The organism is Pseudomonas entomophila (assembly GCF_029478665.1).
Classification (GTDB): Bacteria; Pseudomonadota; Gammaproteobacteria; order Pseudomonadales; family Pseudomonadaceae; genus Aquipseudomonas; species Aquipseudomonas entomophila_F.
Genome location: NZ_JARPQB010000004.1, coordinates 83,749 through 103,432, shown reverse-complemented (window position 1 = coordinate 103,432; position 19,684 = coordinate 83,749). Strand labels below are relative to the sequence as shown.

12 protein-coding genes are annotated in these 19,684 nt (G+C 65.2%); all 12 read left to right on the top strand.

All coding sequences use genetic code 11. From position 1 onward, the window contains the following. The first annotated feature begins 6 nt into the window (after positions 1–6). Positions 7–3,582, top strand: coding sequence for a glycosyltransferase (locus tag P5705_RS03130; RefSeq protein ID WP_277459524.1), 3,576 nt, complete (start codon positions 7–9; stop codon positions 3,580–3,582). Positions 3,583–3,607: 25 nt separating this feature from the next. Continuing rightward, a complete protein-coding gene (locus P5705_RS03125) occupies positions 3,608–6,364 on the top strand; it encodes a glycosyltransferase (protein ID WP_277459522.1) in 2,757 nt (918 codons plus the stop codon). Positions 6,365–6,502: 138 nt separating this feature from the next. Beyond that, the gene (locus P5705_RS03120; RefSeq protein ID WP_277459521.1) at positions 6,503–10,039 is read left to right on the top strand and encodes a glycosyltransferase; all 3,537 of its coding nucleotides are present in this window, start codon (positions 6,503–6,505) and stop codon (positions 10,037–10,039) included. A 277-nt stretch (positions 10,040–10,316) separates the two neighbouring features. Further along, a complete protein-coding gene (locus P5705_RS03115; RefSeq protein WP_277459520.1) occupies positions 10,317–11,252 on the top strand; it encodes a ketoacyl-ACP synthase III in 936 nt (311 codons plus the stop codon). 285 nt (positions 11,253–11,537) lie between these two features. Continuing rightward, a complete protein-coding gene (locus P5705_RS03110; RefSeq protein WP_213657728.1) occupies positions 11,538–12,398 on the top strand; it encodes a flagellin domain-containing protein in 861 nt (286 codons plus the stop codon). 72 nt (positions 12,399–12,470) lie between these two features. After that, positions 12,471–12,830, top strand: a complete 360-nt coding sequence (locus P5705_RS03105; protein ID WP_277459519.1) for a flagellar protein FlaG — start codon at positions 12,471–12,473, stop codon at positions 12,828–12,830. Between the two features lie 80 nt (positions 12,831–12,910). Further along, a complete protein-coding gene (gene fliD, locus P5705_RS03100; protein WP_277459518.1) occupies positions 12,911–14,317 on the top strand; it encodes a flagellar filament capping protein FliD in 1,407 nt (468 codons plus the stop codon). A gap of 134 nt (positions 14,318–14,451) precedes the next feature. Continuing rightward, complete coding sequence (gene fliS / locus P5705_RS03095) at positions 14,452–14,847, top strand: flagellar export chaperone FliS (protein WP_277459517.1); 396 nt, start codon at positions 14,452–14,454, stop codon at positions 14,845–14,847. A 15-nt stretch (positions 14,848–14,862) separates the two neighbouring features. Further along, positions 14,863–15,159, top strand: a complete 297-nt coding sequence (gene fliT / locus P5705_RS03090; protein WP_277459516.1) for a flagellar protein FliT — start codon at positions 14,863–14,865, stop codon at positions 15,157–15,159. A 167-nt stretch (positions 15,160–15,326) separates the two neighbouring features. After that, the gene (gene fleQ / locus P5705_RS03085) at positions 15,327–16,802 is read left to right on the top strand and encodes a transcriptional regulator FleQ (RefSeq protein WP_277459515.1); all 1,476 of its coding nucleotides are present in this window, start codon (positions 15,327–15,329) and stop codon (positions 16,800–16,802) included. Positions 16,803–17,006: 204 nt separating this feature from the next. Continuing rightward, entirely contained in the window at positions 17,007–18,224 is a 1,218-nt protein-coding gene (locus P5705_RS03080) for a sensor histidine kinase (protein ID WP_431196917.1), read from the top strand. After that, complete coding sequence (locus P5705_RS03075; protein WP_277459636.1) at positions 18,224–19,594, top strand: sigma-54-dependent transcriptional regulator; 1,371 nt, start codon at positions 18,224–18,226, stop codon at positions 19,592–19,594. The genes P5705_RS03080 and P5705_RS03075 overlap by 1 nt, the downstream gene beginning before the upstream one ends. Positions 19,595–19,684: the final 90 nt, after the last annotated feature.

Here is a 19,684-nt window from a genome sequence, read left to right as displayed (position 1 = left end):
GTACCCGTGAGCGCCCAACCCCTCGTCAGTATCGCCATCCCTGCGTACAACCCCGAATTCTTCCGCAGCACGCTGGCCAGCGCGATTGCCCAGGACTACGCGAACCTGGAGGTGGTCGTCTGCGACGACAGCCCGGATGCGCAGATCGAGACGATCTGCGACGAACTGCGTGCCACCACCACGGTGCCTGTGCGCTACGTGCGCAACTCGGCGCGGCAAGGGTTTGCCCGCAACCTGCTGGCGTGCCTGGAGCAGTCGTCCGGCGAGTTCATCAAGTTCCTCTGTGACGACGATACGCTGTTCGGGGCGTGCATCAGCCAACAGGCGGCGATGCTGAGCGACTTGCCGCAGGTCAGCATGGTCATCTGCCAGCGCCTGCTGTGCGCCGCCGATGACGTCCTGTTGCCATCGCGTTCGCTGAACTTCGTCATTTCCATGTGCAGTGCGGTGCTCAACGGCAACGACTTGCTGGAAGGTATCTCCGACAACGGCGTCAATCTGTTCGGTGGGCTCAGCCACGCACTGCTGCGTCGCGCGCAGGTCGAGGCGTACTTGCCGACCCTGGTGCAGGAAGGGCAAGGGTTCGCCGCACGCCTGGACCTGGCGCTCTACGCCTGCCTGCTGCGCCGCGGGCACTTGTGCAGCCTGGACCAGGTCTTGAGCCTGGAGCGCGTGCACCCAGGGCGCTTGAGCCACCAGAGCAGCATGGTCAAGGTGTTCGATGCCGAGACCGACTGGCTGCTGCAGATGCTCCAGGGGCGTACCGGCGAGGCCGCGCCGGCCGAAGGCTGGGTGCGTTACCTGCCGTTGGCCGACTATGTCGCCGACCCTGGGCAGAAATGGGACGAGCTCGACCTTCGCCGACTGTTCACCGCGCAGATGGCCAACTTCAACCAGCAGGTCGGCACCCTCAGCTTGAGTTTCGACGAGCTGTACGCCGAGTGGCTGGAGTACCGTCGGCTGTCCGCGGGGCAGGAGCGCCTGCTGCCCAAGCGCATCGAACAATGGCCCACCCAGCCGCGTATCGCGGCGGTGGTGTCGTGCCGGGACGGCGATGAAAAAGCCTTGCGCGTGACGTTGGACAGCCTCGCCCAGCAATCCTTCCCGGCCCGCTGCATCCTGGTGCTCGCGCCCGAGGGCTTCGAGCCGCTGGTGCGGGACAACGTGCGCTACCTGACGCGTCGCGGCGCCGGTTTCGACCTGCTCAACCAGTGGCTCACCGCTGATGGCCAGGCTGATTGGCTATTCCTGTTGCAAGCGGGCGATCGCCTGCACACCCACGCCCTGGTGATCATGGCCGAGCGCATGGCGCTACGGGGCGAGGGCCTGTGCCTGTACCTCGATGAGGGCAGCAACGACAACCTCGCGCCCTCGGCGCCGATCTTCAAGCCGGATTTCAACCTCGACCTGATGCGCAGCCTGCCCTACGTCGGTCGCCTGCTGGCGTTCAAATGCGCGGCGCTGCGCGAGCAGGGTGGTTTCGACGTGGGCTTCGACGGCCTGGCGCCCCACGACCTGCTGTGGCGGTTGGTCGAGGCCCATGGCCTGCAGGTGGTGGACCATATCGCCGAAGTGCTCGTGCAGTGCCAGCACCGCTATGCCGACTGGCTCGCCGAGCCGAGCGGGCATGCCCAGGCGCCTCGCGTGCTGGAGGCCCACCTGCGGCGCCTGGGCGTGGAGGCCCAGGTGTCCGGCATCGAAGGCAGCATGATGACCCGGGTCACCTATCACCATGCGCAGGCCGCCGGTGTGTCGATCCTCATCCATGCCGGTGCCGACCTGGCGGTGCTGACACGCTGCGTCGAGTCGCTGCTCACGAACACGGCTTACCGCGACTTCGAAGTGCTGCTGATCGCCAGTGCCGACACCTCGGCCGAGGTGCGTGGCTGGCTGGCCGGGTTGCAAGGGTTGGGCAGCGAGCAGCTGCGGGTGGTCGAGGTGGCCGCCCAGGGGCAGGCCCAGAGCCTCAACGAAGCCAGCCTGCAGGCTCGCGGTGATTACCTGCTGCTGCTGGATGCCGGCTGTGTGCTGTTCGATGACCAGTGGCTGGTCGAATTGATGCACCTGGGACAGCGCCCGGAAGTCGGCCTGGTCGGCCCCAAGCTGTTCGACGACAAAGGCACGATCGTTTCCGCTGGCCTGGTGCTGGGCATGCAAGGGACGGCAGGCAGCCCGTTCCTTGGTTGTGCAACCAGCGCGGACGGCTACATGAACCGCCTGCGCCTGGTGCAGAACTGGAGTGCGCTGAGCCTCGACTGCCTGCTGGTGCGGCGTGACCTGTTCGCCGAGCTGGGTGGGCTGGACGTGGCCAACCTGCAAGGCTCGCTGTTCGATGCCGACCTGTGCCTGCGCGCGCGCACGGCGGGCTACCTCTCGGTGTGGACGCCGTTCTCGCGTGTGGCCCGCCTGCCGGTGCCCGCGGTCGAGCAGGCCACGAAGCCGGACCTGCAAGCCGACCGCGACCTGCTGCACGAGCGCTGGATGGCGTGGATCGCGCTCGACCCGGCCTACAACCGCCACCTCAGCCTGAAACTGCCGAACTTCAATTTCGAGCCGGGCCTGCGCGGTGGCTGGGACCCGTTCATCGCCCGCGCCATGCCGTCGGTACTGGCGCTGCCCAGCAGCACCAACGCGACCGGGCAATATCGTGTGGTCCAGCCGTTCACCGACCTGGAGCAGGGGGGATGGATCCAGGGGCGAATCGACTTCAGCGCCCCGGGGCTGGTCGAGCTCGAGCGGGAAAAGCCTGACGTGATGATCCTGCAGTGCCGCTACACGCCGGCGAACGTCAAGGATATCGAGCAGTACAAGCGCTTCTCCAATGCGCGGCGCATCTACGAGCTGGATGACTACATCATCGAGCCGCCGAAGAAGAACGACCACGCGCGCAACATGCCGAGCAACATACGTGAACTGGTGGGCCGCGCCATTTCCCTGTGCGACCGGGTCGTGGTGTCCACCGAGCCGTTGGCCGACGCCCTGTCGAGCATGCACCAGGACATCCGCGTGGTGCCCAACATGCTCGCCGCGCCGTTGTGGACGGGGCTGGTCAGCCAGCGCCAGAGCAGTGCGCGGCCACGGGTCGGCTGGGCGGGCGGCACCAGCCACCGCGGCGACCTGGAACTGCTGCTGGAAGTGATCAAGACCCTGGCCGGGGAGGTCGACTGGGTGTTCTTCGGCATGTGCCCGGAGATCCTGCGGCCCTACGTCAAGGAGTTCCACGCGGGCATCTCGTTCACCGAGTATCCGCGCAAGCTGGCCGGCCTCAACCTCGACCTGGCGCTGGCGCCGCTGGAGCAGAACCTGTTCAACGACTGCAAGAGCAACCTGCGCCTGCTCGAGTACGGCGCGTGCGGTTTCCCGGTGATCTGCACCGACACCAAGGCCTATGCCGGCTACCTGCCGTGCACCCGGGTGCGCGAAAACACCACCGAGCAATGGCTGGAGGCGATCCGCATGCACCTGAGCGATCCACTGGCCAGCTACCGTCAAGGGGACGCGCTGCGCGAAGCCGTGCTGCGCGACTACGTACTGAACGAACACCATCTGCAGCACTGGGCCAACGCCTGGCTGGCTGACTGAAACCGACAATCTGAACAGGTGCCTTATGAGCGAAACTGCAATCGGCTCGCGTAACGAAGTGACCGTTGTCCTGCTGGGGCACGACCAGGCCGATCACCGCGCCCGCGCGCTCCACTACTATCGTCGGGCCGGCGTGCCTTGCCTTGGCCTGGAGTCGGTGCAGGGCAGCGAATCGGTCGCGCAGCTGGGCGAGCGCCTGGCATTGGCCGTGGCGCAGGTCGGTACGCCGTTCGTGTGCCTGGCCCTGGATGCCGACTTCGTCCTGGCGGCTGCGCTGGACAACGCCGCCCGCTGCCTGCAGGCCCAGCCGCGGGCCGTGGCCGCGCAGGGGCATGCCCTGGCCTATGCGGTCGGCAACGGTGAGCTGAGCTATCACCAGGTCGGCACGCCGTTCGCCGCACTGGCCGGGCAGGGCGTGCTGGAGCGTCTGCGCCACTATGCCAACGCCGAGCAACAGGCCTGGCGCGCGGTGCTGCGCGTCTCGACCCTGCAGGCGGCGCTGGCCGGGTTGCCGCAAGGCCTGGACCCTGCCGGGTGGCGTGTGGCCCTGGCCTGCGCGATCCTGCTGCAGGGCGAGGTCGCCCACCTCGACCAGACCGACGTGGTCTGCGAGGCGCTGCCAGACACCCTGGCCCAGGCCGAGCGCGAAGAGCGCCTGGTGCAGGTGGTGCGGATTCTGCGCCAGTGGGATGGCGAGCAGCAGGGGGCCTTTGCCGGTGACGACGGCTTTACCGCGCTCAATCGCTTCGTGCGCGACACCTGGTGCCAAGGGACGCTGCCGTTGCTGTTCACCTCGCCGTGGAAAAGCATCAGCGACGCGCCGGAGCGCGCGTTCGAGCCACGCCAGTGCGTGCAGATGCCTTATTACAATGGCCCGCTGTTCGAGCGCCTGAACGAGCTGGAATTCCTCTGCCACGCCTGGCCGACCGGCGCGCGCCACCAGCATGCGCTGGAAGGCGCCTGGGTTCGCCAGCGCGACCTGTTGATCGTGCACCCCAACGACACCGCCGAGACGCTGCAGCTGCGCTACTGGCAGGCAATGCGCCTGGGGCTGTTCAATCTCGAAGCGTGCCGGCGCCTGGCGTCGACGCTGACCGCCGACGACAATGCCAATCAGGCCCGCGAGCTGGGCGACTGGATGGCACGCCTGGGCGAGGTGCCCGGCAGCGATACGCGCGATCAACTGGGCGGGACGCCGTCGGGGCGCGTGCTCGCCGCCATCGACGCGGCCACGCCGGACGACGCCGCGCGCCAGCGGGTGCTGGAGCATCTGGCCAGCCACCCGGCGCCGCAGATCGCCTTCGTCGTGCTTGACCTGGAACACGATGACCTGGCCCTGCAGACGACGTTCGACAGCTTGCTGGCCAGTGGCGTTCGCAACTTCAAGCTGGTCGTGCTCAAGGCAGGCAAGCCACCGGCGATCACCACGCCGCGCGATACCCTGCATTTCATCCAGGTCACCGAGGGCAACTGGGCAACGCACCTGAACCAGGTCGTGCGGCAATTGCCGAGCGAGTGGCTGATGCTGCTCGAGGCGGGCGACGTGCTGCTGGCCGGCGGCCTGCTGCGCCTGTCGGTCGAGCTTGCCCAGGCGCCAGCCTGCCAGGCCATCGCCGCCGACGAAGTCCAGCGTGACGACGAAGGGCGCCTGCTGGTGGCGCGCCGCCCGGGCAGCGACCTGGACCTGCTGCGCAGCCAGCCCGGGTTGATGTCCCGGCATTGGCTGGTGCGTCGCCAGGCGGTGCTCGACCTGGACGGGTACAGCGAGTCCAATCGCCATGCGCTGGAATACGACCTGTTGCTGCGCCTGGTCGAGAAGCACGGCGCGGGCAGCCTGGCGCACATGGACGAGTACCTGGTGATCAGCCAGCAGCCTGCGCCGGCGCTCGTCGAGGAAGCGCAGAAGGTGCTCAACCGACACCTAACCCAGTTGGGCTATCGCGCCCAGATCAGTGAGCAGGGGGCTGCCGGGCTGACCATCGACTTCCGCCACAGCGCCACGCCGCTGGTCAGCATCCTGCTGGTGGGCGAGGGCGACCAGGCGCGGCTGCAGGCCTGCCTGGCCGGCATCTTCCAGCGCACGCGCTACCCGCGCTACGAGGTGCTGCTGGCGCTACCGGGGCAGCAGGCCGAGGCGCTGGCCGAGGTGGCCCAGGCCTTCGGCAGCCGTCTGCGCCTGGTGGCTGGCGAGGCCGGTGCCTCCCGGGCGCAACTGCTCGACCAGGCGGCCACCCAGGCCCGGGGCGACTACCTGGTGCTGCTGTCGGAGCGTTGCCAGGTGATCACCCCGGCATGGATCGAATCGTTGCTCAACGAGGCGCAGCGCCCGGAAGTCGGTGTGGTCGGTGCGAGCCTCTGGGCGGCTGACGGCACGCTGGTGCATGGCGGTTATGAATTGCTCGCCGGCCCGCAGGTGCATGCCCCATGGCAGCGACTTTCGTTCGAGCAGGTCGCCAAGGCGCAATGGCCGTTGTCGGTGCGCAGTTGCCCGGCGGTTTCCGATGAGTGCCTGATGCTCAGCCGCGAAGCGCTCGAGCACTGTGGTGGCGTGCAGGCCTCGGGCATCGACCTGTGCCTGGCCGTCAGCCAACTCGGCTTGATGGTGGTGTGGACCCCGCGCGCGCAACTGCTCGCCAGCGGCCTGCCGGCTGAAGCGGCGGGCCTGGCACCAGCGCTGGCCGAGCGCTGGCCAGCGGCGTTCCAGGGCCTCGTGCGCCTGGATCAGCCGGTGAGCGATAGCGATCGGGCCGCAGGACCGCAATGGTTGGCGCAGCTGGATTGAATGGCGCGCTAATTGCAAAAAAGCCGGGCTCAGCCCGGCTTTTTCATTGATGCCGGCAAATTATTGACAGGGCGCCGCAGGTGCGGTCAGGCCGCACAGATGGCGCCCCGCTTGCCCTGATCCTGGAGTCCGTACCCGATGTCGAACGCTGCGCAGCTGGATGCTCATTCACTCGAACAGGCGTTGACACGCCTGCGGCTGATGTTTGCCAAGCCGGAGCACCCTTACTACCTCCTTGCGCCCGCCTACCGCGACACCTCCTCCGGCATCGTCTCGATGCACTACCTCTGCCACATGCTCAACCTCAGTGGGCGCGAGGCTTACATCTGCGGCACCGATGTGGTCAACCCGGACCTGAAGACGCCCTTGCACGATCCGCTGGTCGTCCAGCGCCACCTGGCGCAGGGCAAGGTGCCGATCGCGATCTACCCCGAGGTGACCAGCGGCAACCCGCTCGGTTGTTCGGTGGTGGCGCGCTACATGCTGAACTTCGAAAGCTTCATCACCGGCAAGGGCATGGAGGCGACGGCCGACGACCTGATCTTCTATTACGCCGAGCGCCTGGCCGAGGCGCGTGGCGATGTCAACGTCGACCTGCTGTGCCTGCCGGCCCTCGACATCTCGCTGTTCACCGCCGCGCCACCGGGCACCGTGCGCGAAGGCGCCTACCTCTACCAGAACAGGCACCCGCTCGAGCAGATCGACTACACGCAGCTGCCCGCCGATATCCAGCTGCTGCGCGTGGCCAATGCCTTGACCTTGCCGGAACTGGCCGAGGTGTTCCGCCGGGCCGAGGTGCTGTACACCTACGAATGGTCCATGACCTGCGTGATCGCCGCGCTGTGCGGTTGCCCGGTGATCTTCATGCCGGGGTACGGGGTGGATCAGCAGGTGCTCGACACCAGCTTCTTCGGCAGTGTCGGTTTCGCCATGTTCGACCAGCCCGATGCGCTCGAGTTGGCCCGGGCGAGCGTCGGCGGCGCCTTGCCGCGCTATGTGGAGCGCACGGCGTCGTTCTGGCAGCAACTGGACACCTTCATCGCCAAGACCCAGGCGGCCGCCAGTCGCGAGGCGGCCGGCAATCGGCGCGGCATGCTCGACTGGCTGCGTCAGCGCTACCCTCGGCCTGGACAACTGACGCGCCTGAGCGAATGCCTGGCCGGACCGCAGGCGCCGAGCCTTTCGCTGTTGGTGCTCGATCGGGGTGACCAGGCAGGCTTGCTGCACACCTTGGAAAGCCTTGACCGTGGCTTGTACCGCAATCTTCAGGTGCACGTGCTGGGCGAGCGCGACCCCGGCCGCGTCAATGTCCAGTGGCTGGCCTGTGATCCACGCCAGCCGCTGCCGGCGATCAATGCCGTGCTGGAGCGAAGCACGGGGGACTGGTGCATGCTGGTCGAGGCGGGCGAGACCTTCATCGCCAGTGGCCTGCTGGCGATGGCGGTGAACCTGCTCGATGCCCCGCCGGGCTGCCTGGCGGTCTACGGCGACGAAGCCCTGCGCCAAGCCGACGGCGTGGTCGATATCGCCTTGCGCCCGGACCTGAACCTGGACTTGCTGTTGGCCAATCCCGCGGGGCTGTCCCGGCATTGGCTCTACCGTCGCGATGCGCTGCTGCAAGCGGGTGGTTTCAAGGAAGGGCATGGTCTGGCCTTCGAGCTGGGCTACCAGCTCGGCTTGCTCTGCGAGCAGGGGTTGGGGTGCGTGGGGCATGTCGCCGAGCCGCTGCTGATTGCCCAGGCCGGGCAGGCGCAGGTAGCTGGCGATGAGCGCCTGGTCATCGAACAGCACCTGGATATGCGCGGCTATGCGCAGGCTGCGGTGATCGCGCAGGAAGGCGGCTATCGCATCGACTATGGCCACGCGCGTCAGGCATCGGTCAGTATCCTGGTCCACCTCGACGGCCAGTTGGTGCAGTTCCAGCGTTGCCTGGAAAGCCTGCTGACGCAGACGACCCATCCCGAGTACGAGGTGCTGCTGGTCGAACCCGGCAGTGACGATCCCGCCCTGCTGGAGTGGCTGGAGATGGTCGAGCGTATCGGCGAGGGGCGCTTCCAGGTGCTGCGCTTCATGCCCGGCCAGCCGCGGGCGGCCCTGCTCAATGCGGCGGCCCAGGAGGCGCGCGGCGAATACCTGGTCTGGCTCGATGGGCGCAACGCGGTGCTGGACGGCGATTGGTTGCCGGCGTTGCTCAACCACGGCCAGCGCGCCGAGGTGGGGGCAGTGGGGGGCAAGCTGCTCGGCGGCGATGGCGTGGTGCGTCAGGCCGGCCTGGTGCTGGGCCTGGCCGGGAGTGCCGCAGGCGCCTTCAGCGGATTGCCGGCCCAGGCCGCAGGCTACATGGGCCGGCTTGGCTTCGATCAGAACTGCTCGGCGGTCGGGGGCGGTTGCCTGATGCTGCGGCGGGAACTGTTCCTTGAAGCCGGTGGTTTCGACACCGACCCGCTGCTCGAGCCCTGGATCGATGTCGACCTGTGCCTGCGCCTGCGCGAGGCCGGTTACCTGAATGTCTTCACGCCCTACGCGCGGCTGCTGTCGGAGGCGCCGCTGGCGGCTCGCGCCAGCGCCGAGCAGGAGGATGCGCTGTATGCGCGCTGGCTGGCGCAACTGGCCCATGACCCGGCGTACAACAGCAACTTGTCGTTGCGGCGCGGCAAGGGCTTCGACCTGGACAGCAACGACCTGAGCTGGCATCCGTTGCAGGGCAGGGCTACGAGGGTGCTGGCCTGCGTGGCCGAGCAGCCGGGCGAGGCGCTAGCGCGCCTGGTTCATCCGCTGGCGGCGTTGTGCGAGGGCGGCCAGGCCGAGGGTGCCGCGATCACCGGTTTGCTGACGCCCGTGGAACTGCAGCGTTTCGCGCCGACCAGCGTTGTCCTGCAGCGCCCTCTGGACGACGCCGGCCTGCTGGCGTTGCGTCGCCTGAGCGCGTTCTCCCAGGCGTTCAAGGTCTATGACCTGGATGGCTACCTGCCGGAAATGGGGCTGGCGGCCGACTTCGATGCCGAGCAATGGTTGCAGCGCCTGCGCATCGGCCTGATGCAGGTCGACCGGGTGCTGGTGCCCACGCCTGCCCTGGCCGAGTTGCTGCAGGGGCAGCACGACGATGTGCGGGTGATGGAAGCGGGCTTGCCGGACAGCTGGGGGCGACTGAAGGGCGAGCGGCGCGTGAGCGCGCTGCCGCGGCTGGGCTGGCAGGCCGGCAAGGACGATGCGCTGTTGGCCGAGGTGGTTCCGGCATTGGCCGGTGAAGTCGAATGGGTGGTGCTGGGTGAGTGTCCGGCCAACCTTCGGCCATTTGTCAGCGAGGTGCGTCCGCAGGTCGAACCGTATCAGCTCGGCATGGCCCTGGCCGACTTGAACCTCGACCTGGCGCTCGTGCCCATGGCGCAGTCTTTGGGCAACGCCTGCTCCGGCGACATGCGCATCCTGCAGCATGCCGCCTGCGGTCATCCGGTGATCTGCAGCCGGGTGCCAGGCTTCACCGGTGGGGATGCCTTGCCGCTGTCGCGGGTGGACAACCAGGCCGGCGACTGGCTCCAGGCGATTCGCCTGCACCTGTCGGACCGTGATGCGTCCGCCGCGCTGGGCGACGCCCTGCAGGCGGCGGTGCGTTCGCAGTGGCTGCTCGAAGGCGAGCGCCTGGACGCCTGGCGACGCGCCTGGCTGCCTGACTGAGGGGCGTGCGGCGGACTGATCGATGGATCAGTCCGCCAGCGCCGAGCATCGACAAGGCGCTTTCCGTACGGCCGCTCGTGCCGTACTTCTGGCCATTCGACAAATTGCGCGTGACTTCAGAGTCACTACGCGCATCTTCACTGTTATATTGTCGAAAACCTGGAGCCGCCGTCGCGCATCCGAAAAAACCGCACAGGGACCGGAAACCCCCGGATTCCCTGGCGTTTTGCTGTTGTGGGCGCCGTGGCTACTTCGCTGTTACTGAACGGGAAGCCATATGATTGGCATTAAAAGCATCGCCAGCTACCTGCCGACTGAAGGGGTAGACAACTACGCCCAGGGCGCGAAATTCGGCAAGGATCAGGATTTCATCTTCGGCAAGATCGGTTCGACCTTCCTGCCGCGCAAGGACGGCACCCAGGAAACCTCGGACCTGTGTGTCGAGGCCGCCAAGGCGCTGTTCGCCGCCAATCCGGCATTCGATCCGGCCAGTGTCGACGTGGTGATCGTCGTCACCCAGAACGGTGATGCCGAAGGCTTGCCGCACACGGCAGCCATCGTCCAGCACAAGCTGGGCCTGTCCACGCAAGTCGCGGCCTTCGATGTCTCCCTGGGTTGCTCCGGCTATGTCTATGGCTTGTATGCCATGAAAGGCTTCATGGAGGCCGCAGGCCTGAAGAACGGTCTGTTGATCACCGCCGACCCCTATTCGAAGATCGTCGACCCCGAAGACCGTAACACCACCATGCTGTTCGGCGATGCCGCCACCGCGACCTGGATGGGCGAGGGCGCTGCCTGGCAGTTGGGCAAGTCGCTGTTCGGCAGCGATGGCGCCGGTGCCGAACACCTGCGCACCACCGATGGCAAGTTCTTCATGAACGGCCGTCAGGTCTACAACTTCGCCCTGGTCAAGGTGCCTGCGCACCTGCAGCAGTTGCTCGATGTCAGCCAGCTGCGCGCCGAGCAGATCGACCTGTTCTGCCTGCACCAGGGCAGCGCGGCAATCGTCGACGCCGTCTCCCAGCGTTTCGACGACGGCGCGCACCGGGCGAAATTCGTCAAGGACATGCTCGAAACCGGCAATACCGTGTCGTCGAGCATTCCGCTGCTGCTGGAGAAACACGTGCTCGGCTCCCAGCACAAGCGTGTGGCGCTCAGTGGTTTCGGCGTCGGCCTGTCGTGGGGTTCGGCGATCATCGAGCGCAGCGACTGACCTGTTCTGTCATGGAGAAGGCGCCCGCCGGAACCCGGCCGGCGCTTTTTTTGTGCCTGCTTTTCACTGGGCGGCCGCTCTAGCGCAAGGCCTTCCAGGTGGTGGATTTCTGGCGTCAAAGCCTTGATTTCATTGAGGTGGCAGGGTGCCAGTAAAAAAATTCGCAAAAGGCGCTAAAGCAAACTGCCCCGACGACGATAACCATTACGAAGGTTCTCTAGGCCAAATAACCGGCGAATTGCCAAGGCCGGAAGCCGTAGTACCCAATCCAACGAGGAATTCGTCATGGCTTTGACTGTAAACACCAACACCACCTCTCTGGGCGTTCAGAAGAACCTGAACCGTGCTTCCGACGCACTGAGCACTTCGATGACCCGTCTGTCCTCCGGCCTGAAAATCAACAGCGCCAAAGACGACGCCGCCGGCCTGCAGATCGCTACCCGCATGACCTCGCAGATCCGTGGTCAGACCATGGCTATCAAGAACGCCAACGACGGTATCTCCATCGCCCAGACCGCTGAAGGCGCGATGCAAGAGCAGACCAACATCCTGCAGCGTATGCGCGAACTGGCCCTGCAATCGCGAAACGACTCCAACAGCCAGACCGACCGTGACGCTCTGGACAAAGAGTTCCAGTCGATGCTGAAAGAGATCGACCGTATCGCTGACAGCACCCAGCTGAACGGCAAGAACCTGCTGGACGGTTCCGCTGGCGCCATGACCTTCCAGGTCGGCTCCAACACCGGTACCGCCAACCAGATCACCATCACCCTCAGCGCTGCCATGAAAACCACCGGTGCTGGCGCTGCCCTGACCGCCCTGGCTGGCAAGAGCATCACCGGTGCCAACAGCACCGCCGCCGAAGCCACCTTCAGCGCCGCCATGGACGCTATCGGTAGCGCGCTGGACGCGATCAACGCCACTCGTGCCGACCTGGGTGCCAACCAGAACCGTCTGACCAGCACCATCAACAACCTGCAGAACATCAACGAGAACGCCGAAGCCGCTCGTGGCCGTGTACAGGACACCGACTTCGCTGCTGAAACTGCCCAGCTGACCAAGCAGCAGACCCTGCAGCAAGCTTCGACCTCGGTTCTGGCTCAAGCCAACCAGCTGCCATCGGCAGTCCTGAAGCTGCTGGGCTAATCTGCCTTGTAGCTTGCGGCGGGGGAGTGCCCTTCGGGCGCTTCCCCGCCTTTTCATTGTGAGGTGGTAGACATGGACATGAGCCTCAAGCTGAACCTGTCTTACCCGGCCGCACGTCCGGCCGAGCAGGTTGCCGAGAAACCGGTTACCCGGTCGACCGAGGTTTCCCCGGATGGCGAGCAGAAAAAAGACCCGGTCAAGGTGAATGCCACCGACAAGGTCAAGGACGCCGTCTCGGAGATCGAGAAATTCCTGAAAGAGACCCGACGCAATCTGGAGTTCGTCACTGACGAAGAATCTGGCAAGATCGTGGTCAAAGTCATCGCCAGCGAGACCGGTGAGCTGATCCGGCAACTTCCTTCGGAAGAAGCCCTGCGTATCGCCCACAGCCTCAGCGATGTCAAAAGTGTTCTGTTCGACGCCAAGGTCTGACCGGCGGCGAACACCCAATGATGTGAATCATGTCAGCCTTGCAGGAGTGGGGCTGACGCGTTGATGAGAGGGACAACAGCATGGCAAGCCCCATTATTCCAAGCACGGGCCAGGGCTACGGGCTCGAGATTGGCAAGATCGTCGATGTGTTGGTGAAGGCCGACACCGCGGCCAAGTCCAATCAGATTGCCCGGCAGTCGAGCAACAACTCGGCGATGCTCTCGGGTATCGGCTCCCTGCGTAGCGCGTTGACGGCATTCCAGGATGCCATGAAGAAGCTCAACGACAAGGATGCTCCCTCCTTCAACGCCTTCGCGGGTACCTCCGCGAATGAAAACGTGGTCAAGATCAAGTCGGGCAATACCGCGGTGCCTGGCACCTACGATATCAGGGTCGACAAGCTTGCCACCTCTTCCAAGGTCGCCAGCCAGCAGTTCGCCGGCGGTGCCTCTTCGGCGATCACTCCTGGTGAGATGACCATCAGCCAGGGTGGCAAGGACTACAAGATCACCGTTGCCAGCGGTGCCACGCTGCAGAGCGTGCGTGATCAGATCAACAAGGAAATGAGTGCCAAAGGCATCACCGCCAACATCATCAATGAGGCGGGTGGTTCGCGCCTGGTGTTCGGCTCCACCACCACCGGCGCTGGCAGCGATATTTCCGTGAGCGGCATTCCTGAACTGGCCATCGATGGTACTCAGCCGATCGCCGGTTCTGGTGCCGGTTACATCTCTGCCAAAGCGCAAGATGCCGAGTTCTCGATCGACGGTCTGAAGCTGACCAGCCCCAAGAACACGGTCGATAACGCGATCAGCGGCCTGACCCTGGAGCTCACCGGTACTACCGCCCCTGCCGCAGCCACCGGAGTCAAGGTGAGCGTGGCGCTGGACAACGACGGGCTGAGGAAGTCGGTGCAGTCGTTCGTCGACGCCTACAACACGCTGCAGAAGGCTGTCTCGGCGCTGACCACGCCGACCAAGGACTCCGGCGGCAAAGTGACCAGCCTCGGTCCGTTGACCGGCGACCCGACCACCCGTTCGTTGCTGGGCGACGTGCGCAAGGTGCTGGCCGAAGTCGGTAACGGCGACAAGCTGACCACGCTGAGCCAGCTGGGCATCAACACCCAGAAAGACGGCACCCTGGAGTTCAACAGCACCAAGTTCTCGTCGGCGCTGAACGACAAGAAGCTCGGCCCTGAGATCCAGCAGCTGTTCACCGGCACCAACGGTCTGTTCGAGCGCATGAACAAGGCCATCGACCCCTACAACTCGACGGGCGGTTCGCTGGATTCGCGCAAGACCAACCTCGACAAGGCGGCCAAGAGCCTGCTCGACCAGCAGGCGGCCCTGGATCGCCGTACCGCCACGTTGACCGAGTCGCTGACCAAGAAATACGCGGCCCTGGACGCGGCGCTGGCGAAGGTGAAGAAGCAGGGCGAGCAGATCGTTTCCATCTTCGAGGCGATCAACGCCCAGGCGAAGAAGTGATCGATCGCTGGTGACAAAAAGCCCGGTGGCACCCAGCAGGTGCCCCGGGCTTCATCGTTTGTCGGCTAAAGTTTTTTGACGTGACGGCGATACAAGGGGTATATGCACCTTTTTCGCTGCAACGAGGTAGATCCATGAACCCGATGTTGGCCCTTCGGCAGTACCAGAAAGTCAATGGCGCGGCGCAGACGTCCGAAGCCAGCCCGCACCGCCTGGTGCAGATGCTCATGCAGGGCGGCCTCGACCGTCTGGCCCAGGCCAAGGGCGCGATTGCGCGCAACGACATCGCCCAGCGCGGCATTCTGCTTGGCAAGGCTATCGACATCATTGGTGGCCTGCGTGAAGGGCTGGACCTGGAAAACCATGCCGACAGCCTGGCGGACCTGGACAACCTGTACACCTACATGAGCCGCCGTCTGGTCGAGGCGAACGTAAAGAGCGATCCGGCGATCATCGATGAAGTGGCGCGCCTGCTGATCACCGTCAAGGAAGGCTGGGATGCGATCGGCGATCAACAGCCGGCGCCCTGAATCGGGAGAGATGTCATGAGCGAGGTAGTCGAGCGTATCGAGCAGACCCGCGAGGCCTTGCTGGCCGCGCTGTCCAGTCGTGACTGGGACGCCATCGGCGAGCTCGACCTGGCGTGTCGCGTCTGCGTCGAGGATATCGTCGCGGAGGCGGCGATCAACGAAGATGCGGTGCGCGGTAGCCTGGAGCAGTTGCTGGGGGTCTATCGGCAACTGATCGAGATTGCAAGTGGCGAGCGTCAATCAATAGTCGACGAGATGACGCAGATCCGTCAGGCGGAAAATGCCGCAAAGGTATACCATCTGTTCTCTTGACCACAGATGATGTAAAAACCAGCGCGCCATAAATTTGACTGTGTGCGGTTTTTTGACTTTACTAGTGGCTGTTTTCGAATTTCAGACGTCCGAACACTGACCATTCAGTCGGAATGATGTCGAGCATGCCCTCAGGGCGCCGATATGACTAGGGAAGTTGCTATTGCATGTGGCGTGAAACCAAAATCCTCCTGATCGATGACGACAGCGCCCGCCGCCGCGATCTGGCAGTGGTGCTGAACTTCCTCGGCGAAGAAAACCTGTCCTGTTCCAGTCAGGACTGGCAGCAAGCCGTCGAGTCGTTGAGCTCGAGCCGTGAAGTACTGTGCGTACTGATCGGCACCGTGAATGCTCCAGCCAGTGTGCTGGGGCTGCTTAAGACAGTGGCCGGGTGGGATGAGTTCCTTCCGGTTCTGCTTTTGGGTGAAATTTCTTCTGCCGAGTTCCCCGAAGACCTGCGTCGCCGGGTGCTCTCCAATCTCGAAATGCCGCCGAGCTACAGCCAGTTGCTCGACTCGCTGCACCGTGCCCAGGTCTATCGCGAGATGTACGACCAGGCCCGTGAGCGGGGGCGTCAGCGCGAGCCCAACCTGTTCCGCAGCCTGGTGGGTACCAGCCGTGCCATCCAGCACGTGCGGCAGATGATGCAGCAAGTGGCCGATACCGACGCCAGCGTGCTGATTCTGGGTGAGTCCGGCACTGGCAAGGAGGTGGTGGCGCGCAACCTGCACTACCACTCCAAGCGTCGCGAGGCGCCTTTCGTGCCGGTCAACTGCGGGGCGATCCCGGCGGAATTGCTCGAGAGCGAGCTGTTCGGTCACGAGAAGGGCGCGTTCACCGGGGCGATCACCAGCCGCGCCGGGCGTTTCGAGCTGGCCAACGGCGGCACGCTGTTCCTCGACGAGATCGGCGACATGCCGCTCCCCATGCAGGTCAAGCTGCTGCGCGTGTTGCAGGAACGTACCTTCGAGCGGGTGGGCAGCAACAAGACCCAGAGCATCGATGTGCGCATCATCGCCGCGACTCACAAGAACCTCGAGAGCATGATCGAGGACGGGACCTTCCGTGAAGACCTCTACTACCGGTTGAATGTCTTCCCCATCGAGATGGCGCCACTGCGCGAGCGTGTCGAGGATATCCCGCTGCTGATGAACGAGCTGATCTCGCGCATGGAGCACGAGAAGCGCGGCTCGATCCGCTTCAATTCGGCGGCGATCATGTCGCTGTGCCGGCATGGCTGGCCGGGCAACGTGCGTGAGCTGGCCAACCTGGTCGAGCGCATGGCGATCATGCACCCCTACGGGGTGATTGGCGTGTCGGAGCTGCCGAAGAAATTCCGCTACGTCGATGACGAGGACGAGCAGTTGGTGGACAGCCTGCGCAGCGATCTCGAGGAGCGTGTGGCGATCAACGGCAGCACGCCGAACTTCGCCAGCCATGCCATGCTGCCGCCGGAGGGGCTCGACCTGAAGGACTATCTCGGTGGCCTTGAGCAGGGGTTGATCCAGCAGGCGCTGGATGATGCCAATGGCATCGTTGCCCGCGCCGCGGAGCGGCTGCGTATCCGTCGTACCACGCTGGTGGAGAAGATGCGCAAGTACGGCATGAGTCGCCAGGGTGGCGAGGAGCAGGCGGAGGATTGACGCCCGCGGTATCCGTCGAGGGCTAGGGACAGCCCCGCGGATGCAATATCCCTACCTTTCGAAGGGGTGCAAAGCCCCGTGACCAGCGGTCTTGCGGCCGTCTCTGCGAATGTTCCCCGGCAGTCTCTCGCAACCTCCGGCACGCGTATTGCTATATGGCTGGCAATACACCGTTTTTGACGGTCAGCCACGCGAGAGAGCACGATGCCCCAGGCCGCCCACATGTCCCGAGTCCCCGATCCGCAGGGGCGCACCCCGGTCGAGCAGGAAAGCCGACAGGGCCTTGAACAGGCATTCGCCCTGTTCAACCAGGTTTCCTCCCAGCTCAGCGAGTCGTACAGCATGCTCGAGGCGCGGGTGAGTGAGCTCAAGGGTGAGCTGGCGGTGGTCAGTGCCCAGCGCATGGCGGAGCTTGGCGAGAAGGAACGGGTGGCCAATCGTTTGCAGAACCTGCTGGACCTGTTGCCGGGCGGGGTGATCGTGATCGATGCGCAGGGCTATGTGCGCGAGGCCAATCCGGCTGCGTGCGACCTGCTGGGCGCGCCGTTGGTTGGCGAGCTCTGGCGCCAGGTGATCGCGCGCAGCTTCGCGCCGCGCAAGGATGACGGCCATGAGGTGTCGCTGCGTGACGGCCGCCGCCTGTCGATCGCCACGCGCTCGCTGGATGCCGAGCCCGGGCAACTGGTGCTGCTGACCGACCTCACCGAGACCCGTCGCCTGCAGGACCAGCTCTCGCGCCATGAGCGCCTGTCGTCGCTCGGCCGCATGGTGGCCTCGCTGGCGCACCAGATCCGTACTCCGTTGTCCGCGGCGATGCTCTATGCCAGCCATCTGGCGGACGGCGAAAAAACCTTGCCGGACGATACCCGGCAGCGCTTTGCCGGGAGCCTGAAGGAGCGCCTGCACGAACTGGAGCATCAGGTCCGCGACATGCTGGTGTTTGCCCGTGGCGAGCTGCCGCTGAGCGATCGGCTGACCCCCAAGGCATTGTTCCAGGCACTGCAGCAGGCTGCGCAGGTTCATGTTCAGGGGCAATCGGTGCGCTGGCAGTGCGATGTGCACCTTGGCGAGTTGCTGTGCAATCGCGACACCCTGGTGGGCGCCTTGCTCAACCTGATCGACAACGCCGTGCAGGCCAGCGCGGGGGGGGCACGGCTCAAGGTTCACCTGTACCAGCGCGACCAGCACCTGCACTTGTGTGTCAGCGATGCCGGCAGCGGCATCGATGCCGAGCTCCTGGCCAGGCTGGGCGAGCCATTCCTCACCACCAAGTCGACGGGTACCGGGCTGGGCCTGGCGGTCGTCCAGGCCGTGGTGCGTGCTCACCAAGGCACCTTGCGGCTGCGTTCGACGCCGGGGCGTGGCACCTGTGCCCAAGTGATCCTGCCATTGATCGCTGCCGCCTCGAAGGGGGAGCAATGATGGATATCAAGGTGCTGCTGGTCGAGGACGATCGTACCTTGCGCCAGGCGCTGGCGGACACCCTGGAGATCGGCGGTTTCGCCCATCTTGCCGTGGGTTCGGCCGAGGAGGCGTTGCAAGCGGTCGCACGCGAGCCGTTCAACCTGGTGGTCAGTGATGTGAACATGCCGGGCATGGATGGTCATCAGTTGCTGGCGCAACTAGGGCGCCATCATCCGCAGCTTCCGGTGCTGCTGATGACGGCCCATGCGGCGGTGGAGCGGGCGGTCGACGCCATGCGCCAGGGGGCGGTCGACTACCTGGTCAAGCCGTTCGAGCCCAAGGCGCTGATCAGCCTGGTGGAGCGACACGCTGCGGGTCATCTCGAGGTGGGCGAGGAAGAGGGGCCGGTCGCCTGCGAGCCGGCCAGCCTGCAATTGCTCGAGTTGGCGGCGCGGGTCGCGCGCAGCGACTCCACCGTACTGATCTCGGGTGAGTCGGGGACTGGCAAGGAGGTGCTGGCGCGCTTCATTCATCAGCAGTCGCCGCGAGCGGCGGCGCCGTTCGTGGCGATCAACTGCGCGGCGATCCCCGACAACATGCTCGAAGCCACTTTGTTCGGTCATGAGAAAGGAGCCTTCACGGGCGCCATTGCCGCGCAGGCCGGCAAGTTCGAGCAGGCCGATGGCGGCACCTTGCTGCTCGACGAGATTTCCGAAATGCCGTTGGCGCTGCAGGCCAAGCTGCTGCGGGTGTTGCAGGAGCGCGAAGTGGAGCGGGTCGGTGGGCGCAAGCCGATCGCCCTGGATATCCGGGTGCTGGCCACCACCAACCGCGATCTGGTGGGCGAGGTGGCGGCCGGGCGCTTCCGTGAAGACCTCTATTATCGCCTGTCGGTGTTCCCTCTGGCCTGGCGCGCCCTGCGCGAGCGCCCGGGGGACATCCTGCCGCTGGCCGAACGTCTGCTGGCGCGCCATGTCGGCAAGATGAGGCATGCGCCGGTGCGTCTGTCCGCCGATGCCCGGGCTTGCCTGCAGGCGCACGCCTGGCCGGGCAATGTGCGCGAGCTGGACAACGCCTTGCAGCGGGCGCTGATCCTGCAGCAGGGCGGGGTGATCGAGGCGGCGGATTTCTGTCTGGCGGGCGTCATTCCATTGTCGGCTCCAATTCGAGCCACGCCAGTGGTCGAGGACAGCGCGGTTGAGCCCATGGGTCTGGGCGACGACATGCGTCGCCACGAATACCAGATGATCATCGATACCTTGCGCGCCGAGCGCGGCCGTCGCAAGGAGGCGGCCGAGCGCTTGGGAATCAGTCCGCGCACCTTGCGTTACAAGCTGGCGCAAATGCGCGACGCGGGGCTCGATGTGGAAGCCAGCCTGTTTGGCTGATCAATTGTTTTGAATGTATGTGGGGCGGGCTGGCACTCCTCTTGCTAGTCCCAGCCTATTCGCTGCATGAGTGTCAAAAAAATGCGGCCG

Coding starts and splice junctions, on each gene's coding strand:
- P5705_RS03125 (WP_277459522.1), top strand. CDS start 3,608: ATGAGCGAAACTGCAATCGGCTCGCGTAACGAAGTGACCGTTGTCCTG.
- P5705_RS03120 (WP_277459521.1), top strand. CDS start 6,503: ATGTCGAACGCTGCGCAGCTGGATGCTCATTCACTCGAACAGGCGTTG.
- P5705_RS03115 (WP_277459520.1), top strand. CDS start 10,317: ATGATTGGCATTAAAAGCATCGCCAGCTACCTGCCGACTGAAGGGGTA.
- P5705_RS03110 (WP_213657728.1), top strand. CDS start 11,538: ATGGCTTTGACTGTAAACACCAACACCACCTCTCTGGGCGTTCAGAAG.
- P5705_RS03105 (WP_277459519.1), top strand. CDS start 12,471: ATGGACATGAGCCTCAAGCTGAACCTGTCTTACCCGGCCGCACGTCCG.
- fliD (WP_277459518.1), top strand. CDS start 12,911: ATGGCAAGCCCCATTATTCCAAGCACGGGCCAGGGCTACGGGCTCGAG.
- fliS (WP_277459517.1), top strand. CDS start 14,452: ATGAACCCGATGTTGGCCCTTCGGCAGTACCAGAAAGTCAATGGCGCG.
- fliT (WP_277459516.1), top strand. CDS start 14,863: ATGAGCGAGGTAGTCGAGCGTATCGAGCAGACCCGCGAGGCCTTGCTG.
- fleQ (WP_277459515.1), top strand. CDS start 15,327: ATGTGGCGTGAAACCAAAATCCTCCTGATCGATGACGACAGCGCCCGC.
- P5705_RS03080 (WP_431196917.1), top strand. CDS start 17,007: ATGCCCCAGGCCGCCCACATGTCCCGAGTCCCCGATCCGCAGGGGCGC.
- P5705_RS03075 (WP_277459636.1), top strand. CDS start 18,224: ATGGATATCAAGGTGCTGCTGGTCGAGGACGATCGTACCTTGCGCCAG.